This window comes from Paracoccus sediminicola, assembly GCF_027912835.1.
GTDB classification, from domain to species: domain Bacteria; phylum Pseudomonadota; class Alphaproteobacteria; order Rhodobacterales; family Rhodobacteraceae; genus Paracoccus; species Paracoccus sediminicola.
Genome location: NZ_CP115768.1, coordinates 2,723,944 through 2,744,853 on the forward strand (window position 1 = coordinate 2,723,944; position 20,910 = coordinate 2,744,853).

The following is a 20,910-nucleotide window of genomic DNA, read 5'->3' on the forward strand; positions in this document are numbered from 1 at the left end:
CGTTTGTGGGCGGAACCTAAGCGCCCGCGGCGCTCGGCGCAATCGCGGCGTCGCAGCGGTCGAGCGCAGCGGCGATCAGCTTTGGAGCCTCGGGGGCAAGGCCGATGGGCGGAAGGCATGGGCCGGTAAATCCGGCCTCGGCAAGGGCTTCGGGGATATCGTCGGTGACATGTTCGGCGCGCGTGGCGAAAAACGGCAGCGCAATTGCGTGCGGCCCGAGATCGCGCGCCGCGTCTGCAAGAAAAGGTGCCTCCTCGATAAATCCGGTCACGACCTGTCTGAAGGCGGGGCGAAGCTTCTCGGCCATCGCCTCGGCCCCACGCGCCGAGCCGCGCGCCCGCTGCGATCCATGCGCGATCAGCAGCAGCGTTACCTGTGCGGGGTCCCAGCCTTCGGCCGCTGCACCTTGCCGGACCATGCCGATGCAGAGATCGGGCAGCGTCAGATCGACACCGAAAGGCCGCAATAGCGTCACCTGCCCCGCGCCAAGCGCCGAAAGGCGACGCGGCAGTTCGGTGCCGGTGAACCAGCCCTCGGCCATGAACATCGGATAGATCAGCCCATTCGGCGCGCTGCGGACCGCATCACCCAGAGCATCGGGCTGCGCCAGCGTCGCGCCGAGAACCTGCCTGCCTGCCCGGCGCGCCACTTCTGCGGCCAGTGCCTCGACCGCGCGCTGCTGTGGACCGGGATTGGAAGGCTGGCCGTGAGCGACGATGATGGCAGGGCGGGTCATGATTTGGCGTCCGTGCTGATATGGTTGATCCTCACCGCAGCCAATCACGGGGGTGGCTCGACCACAAGCGGCGCGGGGATCGGGTCAGTCCCGACCCCGCGCGCCAGAGGCAGGGTCGCCCAGTCGGAAACCCTCGGGAATCGACGCGCTCCCCCCCAGCACGAGATCGGCGATCATTCCGGCCATGGACGGTGCCATCCCGAACCCGATCTTGAAGCCGCCATTCAGCACGAAATGCCCTGCGCGCCCTGGCCAGGCGCCAATCAGCGGCGCGCGGGACCGGGCGCGCGGACGGGTCCCCGCCCAGCTTTCGATCAGAGGCGCCTCGTTCAGCGCGGGGCAGATCGCTCTGGCACGCGCGATGACCTCGTCCAGCTTTGCATCGACCCGACCATGTTCAAAACTGTTTTCCGAGGTCGACCCTATCCCGACCGAGCCATCCGCATGCGGCACGAGATGGAGCCCGTCCGCGAAGACCTGCGGCGCGTCAGGCGCATTGAAACGCAGCGCGGCGCTTTGACCCTTGACGCCCTGTCCGATCTTGCGGCCCAGCTCGGCATTCAGTGCGATCAGCCCGTCCGTCCCGGTGGCCCAGATCGCTGGCCCCTGGACATCGTCGGGCGTGGCCTCCACTCCGGTCACAATCTCACCACCTTTCGCGCGGATCGCTGCGGCCAGAGCGTCGCAGGCCCGCCGTGGCGAGATGCGCGCGGTCAGATCGTCCATCAGCCACCAGCCATCCGCGCTTTCAGGGATAAGCGGCCCGTCGGGATCGCGGGTCAGCCACATGCGCGCCTGATTGCGCCAGTGCCGTGCGGCCCCCTCGATCCGGGCGTGCATCCGGGTCAGATCCACGGCAAGCACGGGCTGGACTCGCCCTGTGCGCGCATAGCCGGGATCGCGGCCCCCGACATCCGCGACCTCGGCCCAGAAGTCCGGCGCGGCTAACAGACTATCAAGTTGCACCTGCTTCTTTTCGTTCCAGCCATCGGGTGAATGCGGGGCAAGTGCACCGACCGTGCCGCCGGAAGAGCCGGCGGCGACGTGGCGTGCCTCGATCACCCTGACATGCCGTCCGCGCCGGACCATCTCCCACGCGGCGGAAAGACCGATAATACCTGCGCCGATCACCGTGATGCTTGCCATTCTTGCCGCCTTTCGTCAGGTCTCACCAGCGAAGGAGTTAACCGCGATGCACGATCAGGGCCAGACACCGGATCTTGATTGGCGTGACGGTGCCGTGCCGGTATCGCGCCGATTCGACGACCCTTATTTCAGCCTCGCCGGGGGTCTGGCAGAAACGCGGCATGTGTTTCTGGCCGGAAACGAACTGGCTGCGCGGCTCAGGCCGGGATTTCACGTGGCCGAGCTCGGATTCGGCACCGGGCTGAACCTGCTGGCATTGGCGCAGATCGCCACGACGCCGATCCGCTTCACCAGCTTCGAGGCCTATCCGATGGAACTGGCGCAGATGGAACGGGCACATGCAGCCTTTCCGGAGCTGTGCGATCTCTCGGCAGAGCTGCGCGCGGGATATGCGCGGCATCGGCGCTTCCGCGTCGGGAAGGTAGAAGCAGAGCTGGTGATCGGCGATGCGCGGGAAACGTTGACGGGCTGGCCGGGCGCGGCCGATGCGTGGTTTCTGGACGGATTCTCACCGGCAAAGAATCCCGAGCTCTGGGATGCCGCGCTGATGGCAGAGGTCGCGGCGCATACGGCAGCCGGAGGAAGTTTCGCCACCTATACCGCCGCCGGTCACGTCCGCCGTGCGCTCGAAGCGGCAGGGTTTTCGGTCACGCGGGTGCCCGGCTACGGCCGCAAGCGCCATATGAGCCGGGGCGTCAAGGGCTGAATCCGCGCGCCCGGTGCTGCTCAGCCGCCGGTAGGACGCGGCGCGGGACGCAGCGGAGCGGCAGGATCGGGTTCGACAAAAGCCTCTGCCGCCGCTGACATCGGATCGCCCGGCTGCGGTGGCGGAACCGAGCGTGTCAGCACCTCGGCCAGAGTCTGCCGCGCCTTGGGCGGTGGCGGGATGAAACCGTCACCGGTCAGGTCCTTCGTCGGTGTCAGCGGCACCGGATATCCCGCGATCCGTGCGCGATAGACGGGCAGCGCCTCTGTGACGCGCATCACATAGTTGCGGGTCTCGTCGAAGGGGATCATCTCGACCCAGTCCACCGGATCCGCACCATTGCGAATATCGCCGAAACGCTCGGTCCATTGGCGCGAGCGGCCAGGACCGGCATTATACCCTGCCGCAACAAGCGCCGAGGACGGCCCAAAGCGGTCACGGAGCCCTTGCAGATAGGCGGCCCCGAGGGTCGCATTATATTCCGGGTCCTGCGTCAGCCGCGCATAGTCGTAATCCAGCCCGACCTGCCGCGCCATTTGCTGCGCCGTCGCCGGCATGAGCTGCATCAGCCCCTGCGCCCCGACATGAGAAGAGACGGTGTGATTGAACTCTGATTCCTGCCGAGAGATCGCCATCACAAGCTCTGGCGGCAGCTCCAGATCAGAGGCTTCCAGCCCGGTCAAGGGGAAATAGGCCGCTGTATAGGTTGCCCCCTTCGACGCTGCCCGCTTCGCCAGACGCAGCGCATACCATGGATAACGCATTTCCAGCGTCAGGCGTGCCATGCGGGCGATATCGTCGGCCTCGGCGGTTTCGGACAGATGCAGGAAGAAACGTTGACCGAGATCCGGCAGACCCGCCGCAAATGCGTAGACCCCGACCTGAAACACCTCGTTTTCGCGCAGCTCCGAACGGCGCCATTGCGGCAGCGCGGCTTCGGCGCGACCGGGGACGGAAAGCGCGGGGTCCGGTTCTGCGCCGATCCGTTCCGCGGCAAGCTGGCCGTAATAGGCAGTCTGCATCGTCGCGCCTTCGGCAAATGCGGCCTGTGCGGCAGTGCCATGACCTGCCGCCTCATGGGCGCGACCCTGCCAATACAAGGCGCGGGACTGGCTGATAATGCTATTGGTCCCGTCGCCGAGATTGCTGAAATGGCTCAGCGCACGGTCTGGCGCGCCGCCTCGCAACGCCGCATAGCCGGCGAGAAATTCCATCTCAGCGAAGTCTTCGGTGCCCTCATCGAGGAAATGCGGCGCGGCGATGGCTTCGGCCCGTTCCCAATCGCCGGCCCGCAGCGCGGCGCGTGTGTAATCGGCGCGGGCCGAGGCCCATATCTCGGGCCGGCGCAGCGCCTCGGCCGAGCTGGATTGCGCGATCATCAACTCTTCCGCGAGATCATGCAGCTTCGCCTGCACCCGCCAGCGGAACCGGTCCATCGCGAGACCGGGGTCGTTTTGCTGGGCCTCGGGCAAGGCGAGGATCAGATCGTCCACCCCGCTGCGGCGTGCCTGTGTCGCAATGCGCGCCTCGGCCAGCGGGCGGTTCGACGCGCTCATCCGCGAAAGCCCCTGTTGCGCCGCCTGCCATTCGAACTGATCCAGCAGAGCGAATACCCTCGCGTCATGCAGTTCCGACACGGCCTCGCCATGTTCCGACAGGAAGGCGGCTTCCTCTGCCGCGCTCATCGGCATCGAGGTCCAGACCCGCTGCGCCATCTCTTCGGCCTGCGCCTGATCCTCGGCCCGCAGCGCGGCGATCAGCGCCATCGCGCCGTCGGCATTCTCTGGCATCCGATCCGCGAACCATTCCCGGATGTCAGTGGGACTTGCCGAAGCCGGAATGCGGCTGTCGCCCTGCCGATACAGCAGCTCCATCCCCGGCCAGTCGGGGTGATCTGTCGCAAAGGACAGGTAATCGTCAAAGCTGCCGGTCCCGGCACGCAGCGCGTGCCACTGGACCAGTGCCTGCGCCAGCGGTCCCGATTCATCGGCGGCTTCCGTTGCCGCCGCCCAGTTGCCCGCTCCGGCGGCGGTCAGCGCCGTGGCCATCTCTGACACCGATTCGGCGCGCGCAAAGCTTGCGCCCGTCAGCAGCAGAAGCCCGGCCAGGATCGTGTCGCGAAATGGATACATCATCCCGTTCAATCTGGGGCCGCTGCCCGTTGCATTCAATTCACAAGCTTGGCAATTCGCATGGCTGCGTCTAGTGTCCCGCAAGTTTTTTCAACCTCATGCAACAGGAGCGTGTCATGTTCAAAGGGTCGATGCCCGCACTGATCACGCCGTTCACCCCGGACGGCGAGCTGGATCTGGACACGCTCAAGAAATTCATCGACTGGCAGATCGCGGAGGGGAGCCACGGTCTCGTGCCCACAGGGACCACCGGAGAATCCCCGACGCTCAGTCATGACGAGCATCGCCAGGTCGTCGAAGAGGTCGTGCGGCTCTCGGCGGGGCGCGTTCCGGTCATCGCCGGGGCGGGGTCGAATTCCACGCGCGAGGCGATCGGGCTGGCGCAGCATGCGGAAAGCGTCGGTGCGGACGGGGTGCTGGTGGTGACGCCCTATTATAACAAGCCGACACAGGCCGGAATGGTGGCGCATTTCACTGCGGTGCACGACGCGACCGACCTGCCGATCATCATCTATAATATCCCCGGCCGCTCGGTGGTGGACATGCTGCCCGAGACGATGGGCGAGCTGGCGACGCTGCCGCGCATCGCCGGGGTGAAGGACGCGACGGGCAAGCTGGAACGGGTGAGCCAGCAGCGCATCACCTGCGGGCGCGACTTTATCCAGCTTTCGGGCAATGACGACACCGCGCTGGCGTTCAACGCGAATGGTGGTATCGGCTGCATCAGCGTGACCGCCAATGTGGCGCCGTCGCTTTGCGCCCGGTTTCAGGAGGCGGCGCTCGAGGGCGATTTCCGCCGCGCTCTCGAATTGCAGGACAGGCTAATGCCGCTTCATATCGCGCTGTTCATCGAACCGGGTCTGGTCGGTGCGAAATACGCGCTGTCGAGGCTGGGGATCTGCAATGAACGGGTGCGCCTGCCCCTGATCGGGTTGACCCAGGGCACGAAAAACCGCATCGACGATGCGATGGCCCATGCCGGGCTGATCTGATTGCGGGCGGGTGGGCTGCGCGTCAGCGCGGTGCCGGTTACTCAGTCACCCTCATGTGTCAGGCGCGAATCGGCGCCGTCATCCATCAGGCTGGGCCGATCCGACTTGGTGGCCCAGCTTGTGCCGGTTCCCGTGGGTGGCAGTTCCTCCCGCGTCCATTGCAGATGAATGTTCGCCTTGGCGATCATCAACCCGGTAATCGGTGCGGTCAGGAAGCTGAACAGCGTGATCATCAGCTCGTGCCATGTGACCCGCCCGCCGAACCAGGCGAAATAGACCACTGACGCCATCAGCACCGCGCCCACGCCAAGCGTCGCCGCCTTGGTCGGGGCATGCAGCCGGGTCATCGGCTCGGGCAGCTTCACCAGACCGTAGGAGCCGACAAAGCCGAAGATCCCGCTGATGATCAGCAGCGCCGATACGAGGATTTCAAAGAACAGATCCATGGCCGCCCCCTTATTCGATAATATCGCCGCGCAGGATGAATTTCGCGTAGGCAACGGTGGAAACGAAGCCGACCATCGCGAAAAGCAGCGCCGCCTCGAAATACATATCGGTCCCCTCGCGGATGCCGAACAGCGTGAGGATGGCGATCATGTTGATCGTCATCGTATCGAGCGCGAGGATGCGGTCCGGCACCCCCGGCGCGATCACCACGCGATACAGGTTGAACAGCAACCCGATGCCGTAACAGGCGAAGGCGAACAGGATAGCATAGTCGATCATGCGAAGATCTCCTTCAGCCGGGCCTCGTAGCGGGTCTTGATGTCGGTCACCACGCTGTCCGGATCGGGTGCGTGCAGGCAATGCACCAGCAATGCGTGGCCGCATTCGGACAGGTCGCAGCTGACCGTACCCGGTGTCAGCGTGATGGTGCCGGCCAGCATGGTGATTGCCTCGGGGGAGCGCAGATCCAGTGGGACCACGATCCAGGCCGGTTGCAGATCGCGCCGCGATTTGAACAGGACGATGCGGGCGACCTCGATATTGGCGACGATGATGTCCCAGACCACCATCGCGCAATAGGCCAGCCATTTGCCCGGCGAGGTGATCGTCTCGCGCTTTGGCCAATAGGGCGCGATCAGTGCCGGGATCAGCACTGCAAGGATGATACCGAAGACCAGAGAGCCCCAGCGGAATTCGTTGACCAGCAGAAGCCAGGTCAGGACCAGCAGAACCGAAAGATAGGGATGCGGAAAGAGCCGTCTCATTTGCGCGCGCCCTCCTGCTCGATCAGCACCGAATCGACATAGGGCTGCGGATCGAAAAGCTGCTCGGCAATGGCATCGGTCATTTGCAGCGCCGGACGCGCAAAAACCGTCATCGCCACCAGCCCGGCAAGCAGCGCGCCGACCGCGATAAAGGTCATCGTCGGCGATACCGCATCGTCGATGTCCTGGATATGTTCATCCGGCTCCAGCTTGGGCGGGATCGGGCCGCGTGGCGGCGGGCGACCCTCTTCCTCGGCCAGCGCCTCGATGCGCTGAAGCTGGAAGGGCAGCCAGAACAGCGTCGATCCGGCCCTCCCGAAGCCGATGATCGCAAAAAGAGAGGTCACGAGGATGGTCGACCAGATCCCGATCCACCACGGATCGGCTCGGGTCACATCCAGCACCAGCAGCTTACCCAGGAAGCCCGAAAGCGGCGGCATCCCGGCAGCGGCGATGGCGGCGGCGAAGAACATCGCGGCGATCAGCCCGGAATCGCGGATCTTCGGGCGCAGGGTCAGCCAAAGCTCTCCGCCCCGGCGCGCGGCGATCATGTCGGCGATCAGGAACAGCGCTGCCGAGGCGAGCGTCGAATGGATCGTGTAATACAGCGCCGCCGAGATCGAATCCGGGGTGAACATCGACACAGCGATCACCAGTGTCCCGATCGATCCGATCGTGGACAGCGCAGCCACCCGGCCCAGATGCCGCCCGCCAAGCACGCCGATCTGTCCGACGACCAGGGTGATCAGCGCGGCGGGCAGAAGCATGTCCGCGACGATTGATTCGACCACCGAGTCTCCGGGAAAGACGAGCGTGTAGAAACGGATGATCGAATAGATCCCGACCTTCGACATGATCGCAAACAGCGCGGCCACCGGGCCCGGCGCATTGGCATAGGTCGAGGGCAGCCAGAAATGTAGCGGCACCAATGCGGCCTTGATCGCAAACACCAGCATCAGCAGAACCGCGCCGGTGCGCAGAAGCGAGGTGTCCTCGGGCGGCATCTCGGCGACCTTCACCGCCATATCCGCCATGTTCAGCGTGCCGGTCACCGCATAAAGCGTCCCCAGCGCGGCCAGGAAAAGAGTCGAGCCGAGCAGGTTGATGATGACATATTGCACGCCCGCCCGCAGCCGCAGCGGCCCGCCTCCGTGGATCATCAGACCGTAGGACGCGATCAGCAGCACCTCGAAGAACACGAACAGGTTGAAGGCGTCTCCGGTCAGGAAGGCGCCCATCACCCCCATCATCTGGAACTGCCAGAGCGCGTGAAAATGCCATCCCTTGCGGTCCCATCCCGAGCCGATGGCGTAAAGCTGCACCACGACGGCAAGGAACGCGCCGAGTACCAGCATCATCGCGGCCAGCTCGTCCAGCATCAGCACGATGCCGAAGGGCGCGGGCCAGTTACCGAGACGGTAAACGAAGACCTCTCCGCTGCTGGCATAGAAGGCCAGATACAGCGAGACGCCCAGAAGAATGACGGACCCGGCGGTGGAAAAGACCCGCTGCAACAGCATGTCATGCCGCATCCACAGGATGATGAGACCGCCAATGACCGCCGGCAGAACGACAGGGGCAATGATAAAATGGTTCATTCGGTATCCCCGTCCTCGCGCCGGTCGGCGTCAGGCATGTCGATGTAGTCGTCCCCGCTCTCGATGAACGCGCCGAGCGCCAGCAGAACGACCACGGCCGTCATCCCGAACGAGATCACGATGGCGGTCAGCGTCAGCGCCTGCGGCAGCGGATCGGTATAGACCGCAGCTTCGGCATAGGGATCGAGGATTGGTGGCTTGTTCACCGCGAGCCGTCCCGATGCGAACAGGAACACGTTGATTGCATAAGACATCATGGTCATGCCGATCACGGTCGGGAATGTGCGCAGCCGCAACACGAGGTAAACCCCGGCGGCGGACATGGCTCCGATGGCGATGGCTACGAGCGCTTCCATCAGTTTGCCTCCCCCTGTTGGTGGCTGTTGCGCGAGGGGTCCACATCCATCGGCTCGCGGTTGACCGTCTCTCCGGCCCGGCGCGCGATCCGCGACAGCGAATTCAGCGCCAGCATCACCGCGCCCAGAACACACAGGAACACGCCCAGATCGAAGGCCATGGCGGTGGCAAGCTCGAATTCCTCCAGCAGAGGCAGCTTCACGTAGGTGTAATTCGAGGTGAGGAAGGGCACGCCCCAAAGCCAGGCCCCCATGCCGGTCGCGGCGGCGACGACGACGCCCGCGCCGATCATGGCGTGGAAGGGCACGCGCTGTTTCTCTTGCGCCCAGGCAAAGCCCGACGCCATGTATTGCATGAGCAGCGAGATCGCGACGATCAGACCCGCCACGAAGCCGCCGCCCGGCTCGTTATGGCCACGCAGGAAGATGAACAGCCCGACCGTCAGCGAAATCGGCAGGATCAGCCGGGTCGCAACGACCAGCATCAGCGGGTGACGGTCGCCCGCGTCGCGCTTGTCATGCCGCCAGTTCAGCAGCCGCCGGGACGACCGCCCGGTCATCAGCGTCTCGGTCATCGCAAAGATGACGAGCGCGGCAATCCCGAGGACCGTGATCTCGCCGAACGTGTCATAGCCCCGGAAATCGACCAGGGTGACGTTCACCACGTTATCGCCGCCGCCCTGCTTGTAGCTGTTCTCGAGGTGATAGCCAGAGATGGTGTCGAAAGCGAAATCCCGTCGCATCACCGCGTAGGCCAGCCCGCCAAATCCGAGCCCGACCGCCGTGGCGATCAGCGCATCGGCGCCGCGCCGCAGCCCGCCGGTCTCGACCCAGGTGCGCTTGGGCAGGAAATTGAGCGCCAGCAGCATGAGCATCACTGTGACCACCTCGACCGAGATCTGGGTCAGGGCCAGATCCGGCGCCGACAGATAGACGAAGGCGCCCGATACGATCAGCCCGATGATGCCGATCAGCACCAGTGCCAGCAGACGATTGCGGTGGAAGGTGACCATGCAGCCGGTCGCGGCGATCAGCAGCAGAAAGCCGATCGCCGCGACTGGTTCGATGGGCAGCATCTCTCGGGTGGCGAGTCCGACCGCGCCCGTCGCCCAGCCGAAAACGCCCGCCATGACCACGGTGATCGACATCATCGTCGCCCCCCGCGCCAGTCGCCCATCATGCAGCGCGTCATTCGCCGCCTGCGCCCAACGCGCGGCACGCCGGATCACCGCGTCGAACATGGTTTTGGCCTCAGGGCGGGGGGTCGAGTCCCATCCCGCCTGCAGGAGCCGGTGCAACGACACGAGGATGGCTCCGACGATGATCGCGATGATCGAGGCGATCAGCGCCGCATTCACCCCGTGCCAGAGATAGATATCCGGCTCGGTCGCAAGCCCGGTCACCGCGTCGGCAGAGATGCGGACCAGCCATCCGGCCATGGTCATCGGCATCAATCCGATCAGCACCACCAGAACCACGAGAAGCGCAGGGCTGAACCACAGCCCCGGACCCGGGTCATGCGGATGATGCGGATAATCGTCGCGCTCTTCCCCGAAGAAACTGTGCCAGATGAAACGGAAAGAATAGGCGACCGAAAAAATCGCCGCGATGCTGGCCACGATGAAGAACAGGTTGTGATAGCCTGCCCAGTCCGTATGTGCTGCCTCATAGAGCATCATCTCTTTCGAAAGGAAGCCGTTCAGCGGCGGTATCCCGGCCATGGAAAGCGCGGCAATCGTCCCGATCAGGAAAGTGATCGGCATCAGCCTGCGCAGCCCGCCCAGCCGGGCGATGGAGCGTGTGCCGGTCTCGTGGTCGATGATCCCGGCGCTCATGAACAAGGCGGCCTTGAAGGTCGCGTGGTTGATGATGTGGAACACCGCCGCGATGGCACCTGCCTCGGTCCCGAGTCCCAGAAGCATCGTGATCAGCCCCAGATGGCTGACCGTCGAGAAAGCCAGCAGCGCCTTGAGATCATCCTTGAACAGCGCGATTACCGCTCCGATCAGCATGGTGATCAGCCCGGTGGTCGCGACCAGATAGAACCATTCCGGCGTGCCCGCCAGCACCGGCCAGAGCCGCGCCATCAGGAACAGCCCGGCCTTTACCATGGTCGCCGAGTGCAGATAGGCCGAGACCGGCGTCGGGGCGGCCATGGCGTGCGGCAGCCAGACATGGAACGGGAACTGCGCCGATTTCGTGAAGGCGCCGATCAGGATCAGGATCAGCGCGGGAAGATACATGGGAGAGGCCTGGATAGCCTCTTTCGCCTGAAGGATGTCGCTGATCTTGTAGCTGCCCGCGATATTCCCGAGGATCAGCATCCCCGCGATCATCGCAAGCCCGCCCATCCCGGTCACGGTCAGCGCCATCCGCGCGCCCTGACGTCCTTCGGGAAGGTGTTTCCAATAGCCGATCAGCAGGAAGGAGGACAGCGAGGTCAGCTCCCAGAAGATCAGCAAAAGCAGGATGTTATCCGACAGGACGATGCCGACCATCGCGCCCTGGAACAGCATCAGATAGGTATAGAACTGCCCGACCGGATCATCTTTCGAAAGGTAATACCGCGCATAGGTGATGATGAGCAGGCCGATGCCCAGAATCAGGATCGCGAAGAGCAGGCTCAGCCCGTCGATGCGGAAACTTGCGTTCAGCCCGATCCGGGGCAGCCAGGCGTAGTCGGCCGTGATGACCGCACCGCCCAGTATCGCGGGGATGTGCAGGCATGCCCCGATCAGCGCGAGGAATGTCATCGTCCCGCAGGAGATTGCGGCCACATTCCGCCCCGAGCGGATCAGCAATCCGGGCAAGAGCGCGCCGAGGAAGGGCAGCGCGGCGATCAGGGCTGGCGACATCTGTCCTCCGCAAATCTTTTCTTAATTTGTGTCAATGAAGGCGCGCCCGGTGTCAAGCAAGCCGCCGGGGCGGATAGGGCCTTTCCCGATGTTCGCGTTTCGTGCTAGCGTCCCGGAAAGAACGAGAAAAACGAGGGCAGGCATGAGGGTTCTGGGCATCGACCCCGGATTGCAGAATATGGGCTGGGGCGTGATCGAGCTGGACGGCCCGCGGCTGCGACATATTGCCAATGGTGTCGTGCGCTCGGGGCCGGGCGCGCTTGGGGCGCGGCTGCTACTTCTGTATCGCGGGCTGACCGATGTGATCACAGCGCATCTCCCCGATGCGGCGGCGGTGGAACAGACCTTCGTGAACAAGGACGCGGTCGGCACGCTGAAGCTGGGTCAGGCGCGCGGCATTGCCCTGCTTGCGCCGGCCGAGGCGGGGCTCGAAATCGGGGAATATGCGCCAAACGCGGTGAAGAAAGCCGTGGTCGGTGTCGGCCACGCCGCCAAAGAGCAGGTGCAGCACATGGTGCGCCACCAGCTTCCCGGCGTCGAGTTTCACGGGCCAGACGCGGCGGATGCACTCGCCATCGCGATCTGCCACGCGCATCACCTGCAATCGCGCAGCGTGCGCATCAAGGCGAGCGCATGATCGGGCGTATTGCGGGGGTGATCCTGCACCGCGCGCCGGATCACGTCATGATCGATGTGCGCGGTGTTGGCTATATCGTTCATATCAGCGAGCGCACGGCGGCCAATCTGCCTCCGGTCGGACAGGCGACGGCGCTTTATACCGATTTGCTGGTGCGCGAGGATCTGTTGCAGCTGTTCGGCTTCCCGACCCTGCTGGAAAAAGAGTGGCACAAGCTGCTGACCTCGGTTCAGGGGATCGGGGCGAAGGCATCGCTGGCGATACTGGGCACGCTCGGCGCCGAGGGGCTTGGCCGGGCGATTGCGCTTGGTGACTGGTCGGCGGTGCGCAAGGCTCAGGGCGTCGGGCCGAAACTGGCGCAGCGCGTCGTGCTTGAACTGAAGGACAAGGCGCCCTCGGTCATGGCGATGGGTGGCGCGTTGACGGTGGATGCGGGTGCCTCGGTCATCGAGACCGACGCGCCCGCGCCTGCGGCCCCCGCCCAACCCGCTGCCAAGCCCGCGGCAAAGGACCCGAGCAGCGCCGCCGCCCAGTCCGAGGCGCTGTCCGCATTGACCAATCTGGGCTATAACCCCTCCGAGGCGGCCTCTGCAGTGGCGCAGGCCGCACAGGCGGAACCCGAGGCCGCGACAACGGCGTTGATCCGCGCGGCGCTGCGGCTTCTGGCGCCGAAGGAATGACGGGGGGATCCATGTCCAGCACGCTTCGCACCTTTGCCCTGATGGCGGCGCTGACCGCGCTGCTGATGGGACTTGGCTGGTTGATCGGTGGCCGGGGCGGCGCGCTGATCGCACTGATTTTCGCGGGCGCGGGCAATATCTGGGCCTGGTGGAACAGCGACAAGGCGATGCTGCGCCGGAACAATGCCGTTCCGGTGACCCGCCAGAACGCGCCCGAGCTGGTCGATCTGGTGGCCGAGCTGGCGCAGCGGGGCAACCTGCCCATACCGGCGGTCTATGTGATGCAGACCGAACAGCCCAATGCCTTCGCCACCGGGCGCAATCCCGAAAACGCCGCAGTGGCGGTCACGCAGGGATTGATGCAGATCCTGAACCGCGACGAGCTGGCTGGCGTCATCGCGCATGAGCTGGCCCATATCCGCAACCGCGACACGCTGACCATGACCGTTGCCGCAACGCTCGCCGGGGCGATCGCGATGCTGGGCAACATGGCGCTGTGGACCGGCGGCCGGAACGGGCGCGGCGGGTTGCTGGCGGGTCTTGCGGCGATGATCTTCGCGCCGGTCGCGGCGAGCCTCGTGCAGATGGCCATCTCTCGCACGCGGGAATTTCGCGCCGATGCTTTGGGCGCCGAGATCGCGGGCCAGACCGAGGGGCTGTCCTCGGCGCTGCAAAAGATCGCGCAGGCGGCGGGGCGGGTGGTCAATGTCCCGGCTGAACGCAATCCGGCTTCGGCCTCGATGTTCATCATAAACCCGCTTTCGGGCATGAATATGGACAGCCTGTTCCGCACCCATCCGCCAACCGAGGACCGCATCGCCGCGCTGAGAGAACTGAGGCTGAATGGACGCCCCTGACCCAACATTGCGGCCCGCTCCGCTGCCCGAGGACGATAGCGGCCGCGCCCTGCGCCCGCAGGCGCTGAGCGAATTCATCGGCCAGGCCGAGGCCCGCGCCAATCTGCGCGTCTTCATCGAAAGCGCGCGGCGGCGGGGCGAGGCGATGGATCACACGCTGTTCCACGGCCCGCCGGGTCTTGGCAAGACCACGCTGGCGCAGATCATGGCGCGCGAGCTTGGGGTGAACTTCAAGATGACCTCCGGCCCGGTTCTGGCGCGGGCGGGGGATCTGGCGGCGATCCTGACCAATCTCGAGTCGCGCGACGTGCTGTTCATCGACGAGATCCACCGGATGAATCCGGCGGTAGAAGAGGTTCTCTATCCCGCGATGGAGGATTTCGAGCTGGATCTGATGATCGGCGAGGGCCCCGCGGCGCGGACGGTGCGGATCGAATTGCAGCCTTTCACACTGGTTGGCGCGACGACGCGGCTCGGGCTGCTGACAACGCCACTGCGCGACCGCTTTGGCATCCCGACGCGGCTGCAATTCTATACCGAGGACGAGTTGGACGAGATCGTCCGGCGGGGCGCACGGTTGATGGGCTATGAAGCCGACCCGGACGGCACGCGCGAGATTGCGCGCCGGGCGCGCGGCACGCCCCGGATTGCGGGGCGGCTGCTGCGGCGGGTGGCGGATTTCGCGCTTGTCGAGGGCGATGGGCGCATCTCTCGGGCGGTCGCGGATAACGCGCTGACCCGGCTTGGCGTCGACGATCTGGGGCTGGACGGCGCGGACCGGCGCTATCTGGGGCTGATCGCCGAGAATTACGGCGGCGGGCCAGTCGGGGTCGAGACGATCTCGGCGGCGCTGTCCGAAAGCCGCGATGCCATCGAAGAGGTGATCGAGCCCTATCTGCTGCAACAGGGGCTGATCGCGCGGACTCCGCGCGGGCGGATGCTGGCCGCGAAAGGCTGGCGGCATCTGGAGCTGGATGCGCCCCGCGCGCCCGCGCAGCAGCCCCTGTTCGAGGAGTGAGGCCGGACCGGAAAGCGCCGCGAACCCCGAGATGTATGGAGCGAACAAGATGGATATCGAAACGCGGATCCGCGACAGTTTCGGCAAGCAGACCATGATGCAAAGCCTCGGCGCCGAGATTGTCAGCGTCGAGAAGGGTCGCGTTGTGATCACATCTCCGATCCTGCCGACGGCTTTGCAGCAGCACGGGGCGGGTCACGCCGGGCTGGCCTTTTCCATTGGCGATTCCGCGGCGGGATATTCCGCGCTGACAGTAATGGAGGAGGGTGCCGAGGTGATGACGGTCGAGATGAAGATCAACCTCATGTCACCGTCCGTGGGTGAGCGCCTGATTGCAGAGGGGCGCGTCATCCGGCCTGGGCGGCGCGTCGTTGTCGTCGCCGCCGATGTCTTTGCCGAGCTGAAGGGTGCCCGCAAACATGTCGCCATGCTGCAGGGCACCATGATCCCGGTCTAGGCCTTTTCCAGCAACGACTCACCGCCCGAGATCGAGCATTCGCCCGGCGATTCTTCTGCCTGAAGCGTCTTGATCGTGCCGTCTTCGACCAGCATCGCATAGCGCTTGGACCGGCCGAACAACCCGGCTGGCGGGGCGTCGAAATTCATGCCCATCGCCTTGGTGAAGCTGCCATCCGCATCCGACAGGAAGGTCAGCCCCGCCTCTCCCGCGCCGGTATCCTTTTCCCATGCGCCCATCACGAAGGGATCGTTGACCGAAACGCAGACGATGCGGTCGACGCCCTTTTCTCAAAACTTGTCCGCCGTTCGCATGAAGCTGGGCACATGCTGGGTCGAACAGGTGCCGGTAAAGGCGCCGGGCAGCGCAAAGATCGCCACGCGGCCCTGTTGATATTCGCTGAGATCGACGTCCTGCGGACCATTATCGGTCATTTTCAGCAGCTTGCCCTCGGGCAGCTTGTCGCCTTCCTGAAGTGCCATCGGCTTATGCCTCCTGTATCTGTCACGCCGACAGTAACCGAACGCGACTGCGCGGCAAGGGTCAGTGTGATATGATGTCGTCGATGAACGCGTCTCCGAAACGGTCGAGGCGCGCTTCGTCCAACAGGCGCGACAGGGCCTCGCGACTGGCGGGGCGATTCTCGGCGATGCGGCGGAGCTGTCCGGTAGAACAGCTCAGCGGCTTTTCGGTGCCGTCCTCGCCCCGCACAAGCCGCATCTGGGTTTCGGCGAGCCGGTCAAACAGTGTCCCCGCCTCGCGTCCGGCAAGCGCACGGCGTTGCGGGTGCATGGGCGTGGCCTCGCCAGCGATGACTTCGAGAAAGGCGTCGCCATAGCTGTCCAGCTTCTTGGCCCCGACGCCGTTGATCCGCGCCATCTCGTCCAGTGTTTGCGGGCGGCGCTCGGCCATTTCCTGAAGCGTGCGGTCGGGGAAAATCACATAGGCCGGCACACGCTGCGCTTCGGCCAGGGCACGTCGCTTGGCCTTGAGCGCGGAAAACAGCGGCGCGTCCTCTTCTGCCACCTGCATTTTCGGCGTGAAGGCGGGCTTGGCGCGCTTGATGCTGTCCTCCCGCAGCGTCACCTCGGCCTCGCCGCGCAGGATCGGGTGGGCGGCATCGGTGATGTGCAGCGCGCCGTGGCGGGACGGATCGGGGCGGCACAGGTCGCGGCCCATCATCTGGCGGATGATCGCCTGCCATTGTGGGCGCGACCAGCCGGAGCCGACGCCGAAAGTGGGCAGCTTGCCATGTCCGCGCTCTCGGACCTTGTCGGTCTCGTTGCCGGTGAGCACATCGATCACGTGGCCAGCGCCGAACCACTCACCCGTGCGCAGCATGGCCGAAAGTGCCATCTGAACCGGCTTCGTCGCGTCGAACAGCTTTGGCGGCGTGTCGCAAAGATCGCAATTGCCGCAGGGCTCTGCCTCATCGCCGAAATAGCCGAGCAGCTTCACACGTCGGCACGAGGTCGCCTCGGCCAGCCCGAGCAGCGCGTTGAGACGGGCATGATCGGCTGTCTTGCGGTCATTCTCGGCCAGCCCTTCGTCGATCTGGGCACGGCGCATGCGGATGTCGTCGGGACCGAAAAGCGTCAGCGTCTCGGCGGGCGCGCCGTCGCGGCCTGCGCGTCCGATTTCCTGATAATAGGCCTCGATGGATTTGGGCAGATCGGCATGGGCGACCCAGCGAATATCGGGCTTGTCGATACCCATACCGAAAGCGACGGTGGCGGCGACGATCAACCCGTCCTCGCGCTGGAACCTTGCCTCGGCCTCGCGGCGCGCGTCAGGCTCCATCCCGCCGTGATAATGCAGCGCCGGGTGGCCCGCTGCGTTCAGCGCACTGGCCAGTGTTTCGGTCTTGGCGCGGCTTCCGCAATAGATGATGCCGGACTGGCCGGGCCGTGCGGCAACGAAATCCATGATCTGGCGACGCGGGCCCTCCTTGGGCTGAAAGGCGAGGTGGATATTGGGCCTGTCGAAGCCGCGCAGAAAACTCAGCGGCTCTGCCCCGGCAAAAAGGCGCGAGACGATCTCGGCCCGGGTTTCGGCATCGGCGGTGGCGGTGAAGGCGGCAAGCGGCACGTTCAGCGCGCGCTTCAGCTCGCCAATGCGCAGATAGTCGGGGCGGAAATCATGACCCCACTGACTGACGCAATGCGCTTCGTCCACGGCGATGGCGGTGACACCCGCCCGGCGCAGCAACGGCAGCGTCCCACCAGAGGCCAGACGCTCTGGCGCCATGTAGAGCATCTTCAGCGCGCCGTCGCGGATGGCCGAAAACACCTCATCGGTTTCGGCCTCGGTATTGCCTGAGGTCAGCGCACCCGCCGCGACACCTGCTTCTCGAAGCCCGCGAACCTGATCCCGCATCAATGCGATCAGCGGCGAGATCACCACGGTGACTCCATCGCGCAGCAGTGCAGGAAGCTGATAGCAAAGCGACTTGCCGCCGCCTGTGGGCATGATCGCCAGGACATCCTGCCCCGCGGCGACGGCCTCGACGATTTCTTCCTGTCCGGGACGGAAGCCATCAAACCCCCAGATCTCGCGCAGATGCTGCTCTGCCCCGTCTTTCATGGCGCGAGCTCCAGTCGGTCCAGCCAGTCGTCGACCAGAGCCGAAAGAAGAGGCATCTGATGCGGCAATGGAAACTCGTGCCCGGCGGCGTCAATGACTGCGACTGTGGCGCGCGGCCAGCTGCCGAATTTTGCCACTGCGTCGCGCCAGCCCACATCGCCATCCTGGCGGGCAACGAGGATCAGCGCGGGCCGGTCGAACGCTTCGATATTCCGCCGCATGTCATAGCGAGAGGGGTCGTCACGGACAGGGCCCACCGCGTCGAGATTGACGGCGGCAAACGCGGGCAGAACACGGCCACGAAGCTTGTCCAGCATTGCCGCGATCCAGTCGCGACGCTGGATCAGCGGTGACGTGTCCAGAACGGCGCGATCTTCGGGCGGCATCTCATCGAGGAGAGCCGGGTCCGCATAAACCGGCACCGGCGGATCCAGATCGCGGAGATGTTCGGGACCTTTCACGACCGGTATGCGCAGCATCAGCCCACGAAGGCGACCCGGCAGACGCGCCGCAACACCGCAGGCGATCAGCGCCCCGGCAGAGCTGCCCGACAGCAAAAACCGTTCTTCCCCGAGCTGCGCGGAGATCTCCTGGCAGAGCAGATCGGCAAATCCGTCCAGATCATGCGGCACCGGCATTTCGGCACTGTTTCCCATGCCGGGCAGGTCGATATAGATCCGGCGATGCCCACGCGCCGCAAAGATCGGGTCATAGATCGCGAACTCATCGTCATGGGTCATCATCCAGCCATGCAGAAATACGACCGGCGGGCCCTCACCTTCCGATCTGCTCCACAGCCTGTCCGACATCAATACCCCAGGAAGAAGCCCGCGTTGTTCTGCAGCGCCATCCGCAGGATGATGATGATGATGAACACCACCAGCGGCGCCAGATCCAGCCCGCCCGTATTCGGCAAGATCCGGCGGATCGGCGCGTAGACCGGCTCCAGCAACCGGTTCAGCCCGTCCCAGATCGTCGCGACCAAAGGCTGACGCAGGTTCAGCACCTGGAAATTGATCAGCCACGACATGATGATATGCGCGATCATGAGGAACCAGATCACGCTAAGGATCAGGTCAATCGTCTGGTAGAGTGTGACCATGGTTCAGCCCTCGATCAGGATGCGCAGCATACGGCGCAGAGGTTCGGCGGCGCCCCACAGAAGCTGGTCGCCGATTGTGAAGGCACCGACATATTCCGGCCCCATGGCCAGCTTGCGGATCCGGCCCACCGGGATGTTCATCGTGCCGGTGACGGCAACCGGGGTGAGGTCGCGCATTGTGGCCTCTTTTTCGTTCGGGACGACCTTGGACCAGGGGTTGTCCTCTTCGATCATCGCCTCGATCTCGCCCACGGGCACATCGCCCTTCAGCTTGAAGGTCAGCGCCTGCGAATGGCAGCGCATCGCGCCGATCCGCACGCAGAACCCGTCCACCGGGATCGCGCGCTCATCCGAGCCGCCAAGCGCATCCGGGCCGCGGCCAAGGATCTTGTTAGTCTCGGCCATCGCCTTCCATTCTTCCTTGCTGGTGCCATTGCCCAGATCGGCGTCGATCCACGGGATCACCGAGCCGCCCAGCACCGCGCCGAACTGCGCGGACTCGTCGCTGCCCAGCATCGCCTGCTGGCGGGCCAGCACCTTGCGGTCGATCTCCAGGATCGCGGATTTCGGGTCATCCAGCAGGTCACGCACTTCGGCGTTCAGCGTGCCGAACTGGGTCAGCAGCTCGCGCATATGCTTGGCGCCGCCGCCGGAGGCCGCCTGATAGGTCTGGGTGGACATCCAGTCCACCAGCCCTGCCTTGAACAGCGCGCCCACCCCCATCAGCATGCAGGAGACGGTGCAGTTGCCGCCGACCCAGTTGCGATTGCCCGCCGCCATCGCGTCATTGATCTGGGGCCGGTTCACCGGATCCAGCACGATCAGCGCGTCATCGTTCATCCGTAGGGTCGAGGCCGCGTCGATCCAGTGTCCGTCCCAGCCTTCGGCGCGCAGCTTGCCATGCATGTCCTTAGTGTAGTCGCCGCCCTGACAGGTCAGGATCGCCTCGCAGCTTTTCAGCGCCTGCAGGTCATAGGCATCAGCCAGCGGCGCATCGCCCATCGGCGCCATGCCGCCGGCGTTCGAGGTCGAGAAGAACACCGGCTCGATCTTGTCGAAATCGCCCTCGGTCGTCATTCGGTCCATCAGCACCGAACCCACCATGCCCCGCCAGCCGATCAGGCCGACACGCGGCGTCTCATGCATCGCCATAGCCGTTTCCCCTGTAAATTCCGCCCCTGACCTAAGGCAGCGGCGCCGCATAAGCAAGGTTGCGCGACGTCCGCGTTGACACCGGCGCGGCGGCTGCTAGCCGGGGCCGCGCAGGAGGTGCCGATGTATCCCGTCATCCGCTTCATCAAGGAAGCTCTGAAATTCCGCAACGCGCCAAAGCTCGGCATGCTGGACAGCCATGTCTCGACGCACAGATGCTGGCCCTGGGATCTGGACCCGTGGATCGAACTGAATAACGGCCGGACCCTGACCCTCTATGATCTGGGCCGCCTGCCGATGGCGGCGCGTGCCGGTCTGGTCGAGGTCATGCGCGAGAAGAAATGGGGCATCACCGTCGCCGGAAACTCGGTCCGCTATCGCCGCCGGATCCGTGCCTTTCACCGTTTCACCATGGTCAGCCGGGTGCTCGGCTGGGACCGGCGTTTCATCTATATGGAGCAGTCGATGTGGCGGAACGGTGAATGCTGCAACCAGATGTTGCTGCGCAGCGCCTGCACCGGCGGGAACGGGATCATTCCGCCCGCCGAGATCGTCGCGGCGATGGGATATGACATGGACAGCCCGCCCTTGCCAGACTGGGTCCGGGCGTGGATCGACGCGGATGCGCAACGCCCCTGGCCGCCGGTGCTGCCCGAAGATGCGGTTCGTCAGATGCAGGCGGCGGGCTGATC

The 20,910-nt window shown here is 64.9% G+C and carries 21 protein-coding genes and 1 pseudogene; 8 read left to right on the forward strand and 14 right to left on the reverse strand.

Annotation, left to right across the window (positions count from 1 at the left end; genetic code table 11):
* Positions 1 to 16: 16 nt before the first annotated feature.
* Entirely contained in the window at positions 17 to 736 is a 720-nt protein-coding gene (locus PAF18_RS13425; protein ID WP_271116203.1) for a CbiX/SirB N-terminal domain-containing protein, read from the reverse strand.
* A gap of 84 nt (positions 737 to 820) precedes the next feature.
* A complete protein-coding gene (locus tag PAF18_RS13430; protein ID WP_271116204.1) occupies positions 821 to 1,882 on the reverse strand; it encodes an NAD(P)/FAD-dependent oxidoreductase in 1,062 nt (353 codons plus the stop codon).
* 46 nt (positions 1,883 to 1,928) lie between these two features.
* Between PAF18_RS13430 and mnmC2 the strand changes: the two genes are divergently transcribed.
* Positions 1,929 to 2,588: a tRNA (5-methylaminomethyl-2-thiouridine)(34)-methyltransferase MnmC2 gene (mnmC2, locus tag PAF18_RS13435; RefSeq protein WP_271118142.1), complete on the forward strand. Its 660-nt coding sequence runs from the start codon at positions 1,929 to 1,931 to the stop codon at positions 2,586 to 2,588.
* Positions 2,589 to 2,608: 20 nt separating this feature from the next.
* On the opposite strand, the gene PAF18_RS13440 is transcribed toward mnmC2, so the two are convergent.
* Positions 2,609 to 4,723 carry a lytic transglycosylase domain-containing protein gene (locus PAF18_RS13440; protein ID WP_271116205.1) on the reverse strand — a complete coding sequence of 705 codons (2,115 nt, stop codon included), beginning with the start codon at positions 4,721 to 4,723 and terminating at the stop codon, positions 2,609 to 2,611.
* Between the two features lie 113 nt (positions 4,724 to 4,836).
* On the opposite strand from PAF18_RS13440, the gene dapA reads away from it, so the two are divergent.
* Positions 4,837 to 5,712 (forward strand): 4-hydroxy-tetrahydrodipicolinate synthase, encoded by an 876-nt coding sequence (gene dapA / locus PAF18_RS13445; protein ID WP_271116206.1) that lies wholly within the window; start codon positions 4,837 to 4,839, stop codon positions 5,710 to 5,712.
* Positions 5,713 to 5,753: 41 nt separating this feature from the next.
* Here dapA and PAF18_RS13450 read toward each other — a convergent pair whose 3' ends face one another.
* Genes PAF18_RS13450 through PAF18_RS13475 form a run of 6 tightly spaced genes read right to left on the reverse strand, consistent with a single transcriptional unit; the run spans position 5,754 to position 11,732 of the window.
* Positions 5,754 to 6,158, reverse strand: coding sequence for a Na+/H+ antiporter subunit G (locus PAF18_RS13450; RefSeq protein ID WP_271116207.1), 405 nt, complete (start codon positions 6,156 to 6,158; stop codon positions 5,754 to 5,756).
* 10 nt (positions 6,159 to 6,168) lie between these two features.
* The gene (locus tag PAF18_RS13455) at positions 6,169 to 6,438 is read right to left on the reverse strand and encodes a K+/H+ antiporter subunit F (protein WP_271116208.1); all 270 of its coding nucleotides are present in this window, start codon (positions 6,436 to 6,438) and stop codon (positions 6,169 to 6,171) included.
* Entirely contained in the window at positions 6,435 to 6,923 is a 489-nt protein-coding gene (locus PAF18_RS13460) for a Na+/H+ antiporter subunit E (RefSeq protein ID WP_271116209.1), read from the reverse strand. The genes PAF18_RS13455 and PAF18_RS13460 overlap by 4 nt, the downstream gene beginning before the upstream one ends.
* Positions 6,920 to 8,521 (reverse strand): monovalent cation/H+ antiporter subunit D, encoded by a 1,602-nt coding sequence (locus tag PAF18_RS13465; RefSeq protein ID WP_271116210.1) that lies wholly within the window; start codon positions 8,519 to 8,521, stop codon positions 6,920 to 6,922. Before PAF18_RS13465 ends, PAF18_RS13460 begins: the two co-directional genes overlap by 4 nt.
* Positions 8,518 to 8,877, reverse strand: a complete 360-nt coding sequence (locus PAF18_RS13470; RefSeq protein ID WP_271116211.1) for a Na+/H+ antiporter subunit C — start codon at positions 8,875 to 8,877, stop codon at positions 8,518 to 8,520. The genes PAF18_RS13465 and PAF18_RS13470 overlap by 4 nt, the downstream gene beginning before the upstream one ends.
* A complete protein-coding gene (locus PAF18_RS13475; protein ID WP_271116212.1) occupies positions 8,877 to 11,732 on the reverse strand; it encodes a monovalent cation/H+ antiporter subunit A in 2,856 nt (951 codons plus the stop codon). Before PAF18_RS13475 ends, PAF18_RS13470 begins: the two co-directional genes overlap by 1 nt.
* Positions 11,733 to 11,874: 142 nt before the next feature.
* Between PAF18_RS13475 and ruvC the strand changes: the two genes are divergently transcribed.
* The 5 genes from ruvC to PAF18_RS13500 are packed head-to-tail and all read left to right on the forward strand — an operon-like array spanning position 11,875 to position 15,381.
* Entirely contained in the window at positions 11,875 to 12,369 is a 495-nt protein-coding gene (gene ruvC, locus PAF18_RS13480) for a crossover junction endodeoxyribonuclease RuvC (protein WP_271116213.1), read from the forward strand.
* The gene (gene ruvA, locus PAF18_RS13485) at positions 12,366 to 13,049 is read left to right on the forward strand and encodes a Holliday junction branch migration protein RuvA (protein ID WP_271116214.1); all 684 of its coding nucleotides are present in this window, start codon (positions 12,366 to 12,368) and stop codon (positions 13,047 to 13,049) included. The genes ruvC and ruvA overlap by 4 nt, the downstream gene beginning before the upstream one ends.
* Positions 13,050 to 13,060: 11 nt before the next feature.
* Positions 13,061 to 13,906, forward strand: coding sequence for a zinc metalloprotease HtpX (locus PAF18_RS13490; RefSeq protein ID WP_271116215.1), 846 nt, complete (start codon positions 13,061 to 13,063; stop codon positions 13,904 to 13,906).
* The gene (gene ruvB / locus PAF18_RS13495; RefSeq protein WP_271116216.1) at positions 13,893 to 14,924 is read left to right on the forward strand and encodes a Holliday junction branch migration DNA helicase RuvB; all 1,032 of its coding nucleotides are present in this window, start codon (positions 13,893 to 13,895) and stop codon (positions 14,922 to 14,924) included. Before PAF18_RS13490 ends, ruvB begins: the two co-directional genes overlap by 14 nt.
* Positions 14,925 to 14,973: 49 nt before the next feature.
* Complete coding sequence (locus PAF18_RS13500) at positions 14,974 to 15,381, forward strand: PaaI family thioesterase (RefSeq protein WP_271116217.1); 408 nt, start codon at positions 14,974 to 14,976, stop codon at positions 15,379 to 15,381.
* On the opposite strand, the pseudogene PAF18_RS13505 reads toward PAF18_RS13500, so the two are convergent.
* The 5 genes and pseudogenes from PAF18_RS13505 to asd all read right to left on the reverse strand — a co-directional run bounded on the left by PAF18_RS13505 (position 15,378) and on the right by asd (position 20,218).
* Positions 15,378 to 15,863 (reverse strand): annotated as a pseudogene (locus PAF18_RS13505) (peroxiredoxin). The gene PAF18_RS13500 and the pseudogene PAF18_RS13505 sit on opposite strands and share 4 nt — an antisense overlap.
* 61 nt (positions 15,864 to 15,924) lie before the next feature.
* Entirely contained in the window at positions 15,925 to 17,964 is a 2,040-nt protein-coding gene (gene recQ / locus PAF18_RS13510; protein WP_271116218.1) for a DNA helicase RecQ, read from the reverse strand.
* A complete protein-coding gene (locus PAF18_RS13515; RefSeq protein ID WP_271116219.1) occupies positions 17,961 to 18,773 on the reverse strand; it encodes an alpha/beta fold hydrolase in 813 nt (270 codons plus the stop codon). The genes recQ and PAF18_RS13515 overlap by 4 nt, the downstream gene beginning before the upstream one ends.
* A complete protein-coding gene (locus PAF18_RS13520; RefSeq protein WP_271116220.1) occupies positions 18,773 to 19,066 on the reverse strand; it encodes a YggT family protein in 294 nt (97 codons plus the stop codon). Before PAF18_RS13520 ends, PAF18_RS13515 begins: the two co-directional genes overlap by 1 nt.
* A gap of 3 nt (positions 19,067 to 19,069) precedes the next feature.
* Complete coding sequence (gene asd, locus PAF18_RS13525; RefSeq protein ID WP_271116221.1) at positions 19,070 to 20,218, reverse strand: aspartate-semialdehyde dehydrogenase; 1,149 nt, start codon at positions 20,216 to 20,218, stop codon at positions 19,070 to 19,072.
* A gap of 123 nt (positions 20,219 to 20,341) precedes the next feature.
* Here asd and PAF18_RS13530 point away from each other — a divergent pair, with 123 nt between their 5' ends.
* The gene (locus tag PAF18_RS13530) at positions 20,342 to 20,908 is read left to right on the forward strand and encodes an acyl-CoA thioesterase (RefSeq protein WP_271116222.1); all 567 of its coding nucleotides are present in this window, start codon (positions 20,342 to 20,344) and stop codon (positions 20,906 to 20,908) included.
* Positions 20,909 to 20,910 lie beyond the last annotated feature (2 nt).

Excerpts from the sequence above, each read along its gene's own strand:
- PAF18_RS13425 (WP_271116203.1), bottom strand. The coding sequence starts at position 736 with ATGACCCGCCCTGCCATCATCGTCGCTCACGGCCAGCCTTCCAATCCC.
- PAF18_RS13430 (WP_271116204.1), bottom strand. The coding sequence starts at position 1,882 with ATGGCAAGCATCACGGTGATCGGCGCAGGTATTATCGGTCTTTCCGCC.
- mnmC2 (WP_271118142.1), top strand. The coding sequence starts at position 1,929 with ATGCACGATCAGGGCCAGACACCGGATCTTGATTGGCGTGACGGTGCC.
- PAF18_RS13440 (WP_271116205.1), bottom strand. The coding sequence starts at position 4,723 with ATGATGTATCCATTTCGCGACACGATCCTGGCCGGGCTTCTGCTGCTG.
- dapA (WP_271116206.1), top strand. The coding sequence starts at position 4,837 with ATGTTCAAAGGGTCGATGCCCGCACTGATCACGCCGTTCACCCCGGAC.
- PAF18_RS13450 (WP_271116207.1), bottom strand. The coding sequence starts at position 6,158 with ATGGATCTGTTCTTTGAAATCCTCGTATCGGCGCTGCTGATCATCAGC.
- PAF18_RS13455 (WP_271116208.1), bottom strand. The coding sequence starts at position 6,438 with ATGATCGACTATGCTATCCTGTTCGCCTTCGCCTGTTACGGCATCGGG.
- PAF18_RS13460 (WP_271116209.1), bottom strand. The coding sequence starts at position 6,923 with ATGAGACGGCTCTTTCCGCATCCCTATCTTTCGGTTCTGCTGGTCCTG.
- PAF18_RS13465 (WP_271116210.1), bottom strand. The coding sequence starts at position 8,521 with ATGAACCATTTTATCATTGCCCCTGTCGTTCTGCCGGCGGTCATTGGC.
- PAF18_RS13470 (WP_271116211.1), bottom strand. The coding sequence starts at position 8,877 with ATGGAAGCGCTCGTAGCCATCGCCATCGGAGCCATGTCCGCCGCCGGG.
- PAF18_RS13475 (WP_271116212.1), bottom strand. The coding sequence starts at position 11,732 with ATGTCGCCAGCCCTGATCGCCGCGCTGCCCTTCCTCGGCGCGCTCTTG.
- ruvC (WP_271116213.1), top strand. The coding sequence starts at position 11,875 with ATGAGGGTTCTGGGCATCGACCCCGGATTGCAGAATATGGGCTGGGGC.
- ruvA (WP_271116214.1), top strand. The coding sequence starts at position 12,366 with ATGATCGGGCGTATTGCGGGGGTGATCCTGCACCGCGCGCCGGATCAC.
- PAF18_RS13490 (WP_271116215.1), top strand. The coding sequence starts at position 13,061 with ATGTCCAGCACGCTTCGCACCTTTGCCCTGATGGCGGCGCTGACCGCG.
- ruvB (WP_271116216.1), top strand. The coding sequence starts at position 13,893 with ATGGACGCCCCTGACCCAACATTGCGGCCCGCTCCGCTGCCCGAGGAC.
- PAF18_RS13500 (WP_271116217.1), top strand. The coding sequence starts at position 14,974 with ATGGATATCGAAACGCGGATCCGCGACAGTTTCGGCAAGCAGACCATG.
- recQ (WP_271116218.1), bottom strand. The coding sequence starts at position 17,964 with ATGAAAGACGGGGCAGAGCAGCATCTGCGCGAGATCTGGGGGTTTGAT.
- PAF18_RS13515 (WP_271116219.1), bottom strand. The coding sequence starts at position 18,773 with ATGTCGGACAGGCTGTGGAGCAGATCGGAAGGTGAGGGCCCGCCGGTC.
- PAF18_RS13520 (WP_271116220.1), bottom strand. The coding sequence starts at position 19,066 with ATGGTCACACTCTACCAGACGATTGACCTGATCCTTAGCGTGATCTGG.
- asd (WP_271116221.1), bottom strand. The coding sequence starts at position 20,218 with ATGGCGATGCATGAGACGCCGCGTGTCGGCCTGATCGGCTGGCGGGGC.
- PAF18_RS13530 (WP_271116222.1), top strand. The coding sequence starts at position 20,342 with ATGTATCCCGTCATCCGCTTCATCAAGGAAGCTCTGAAATTCCGCAAC.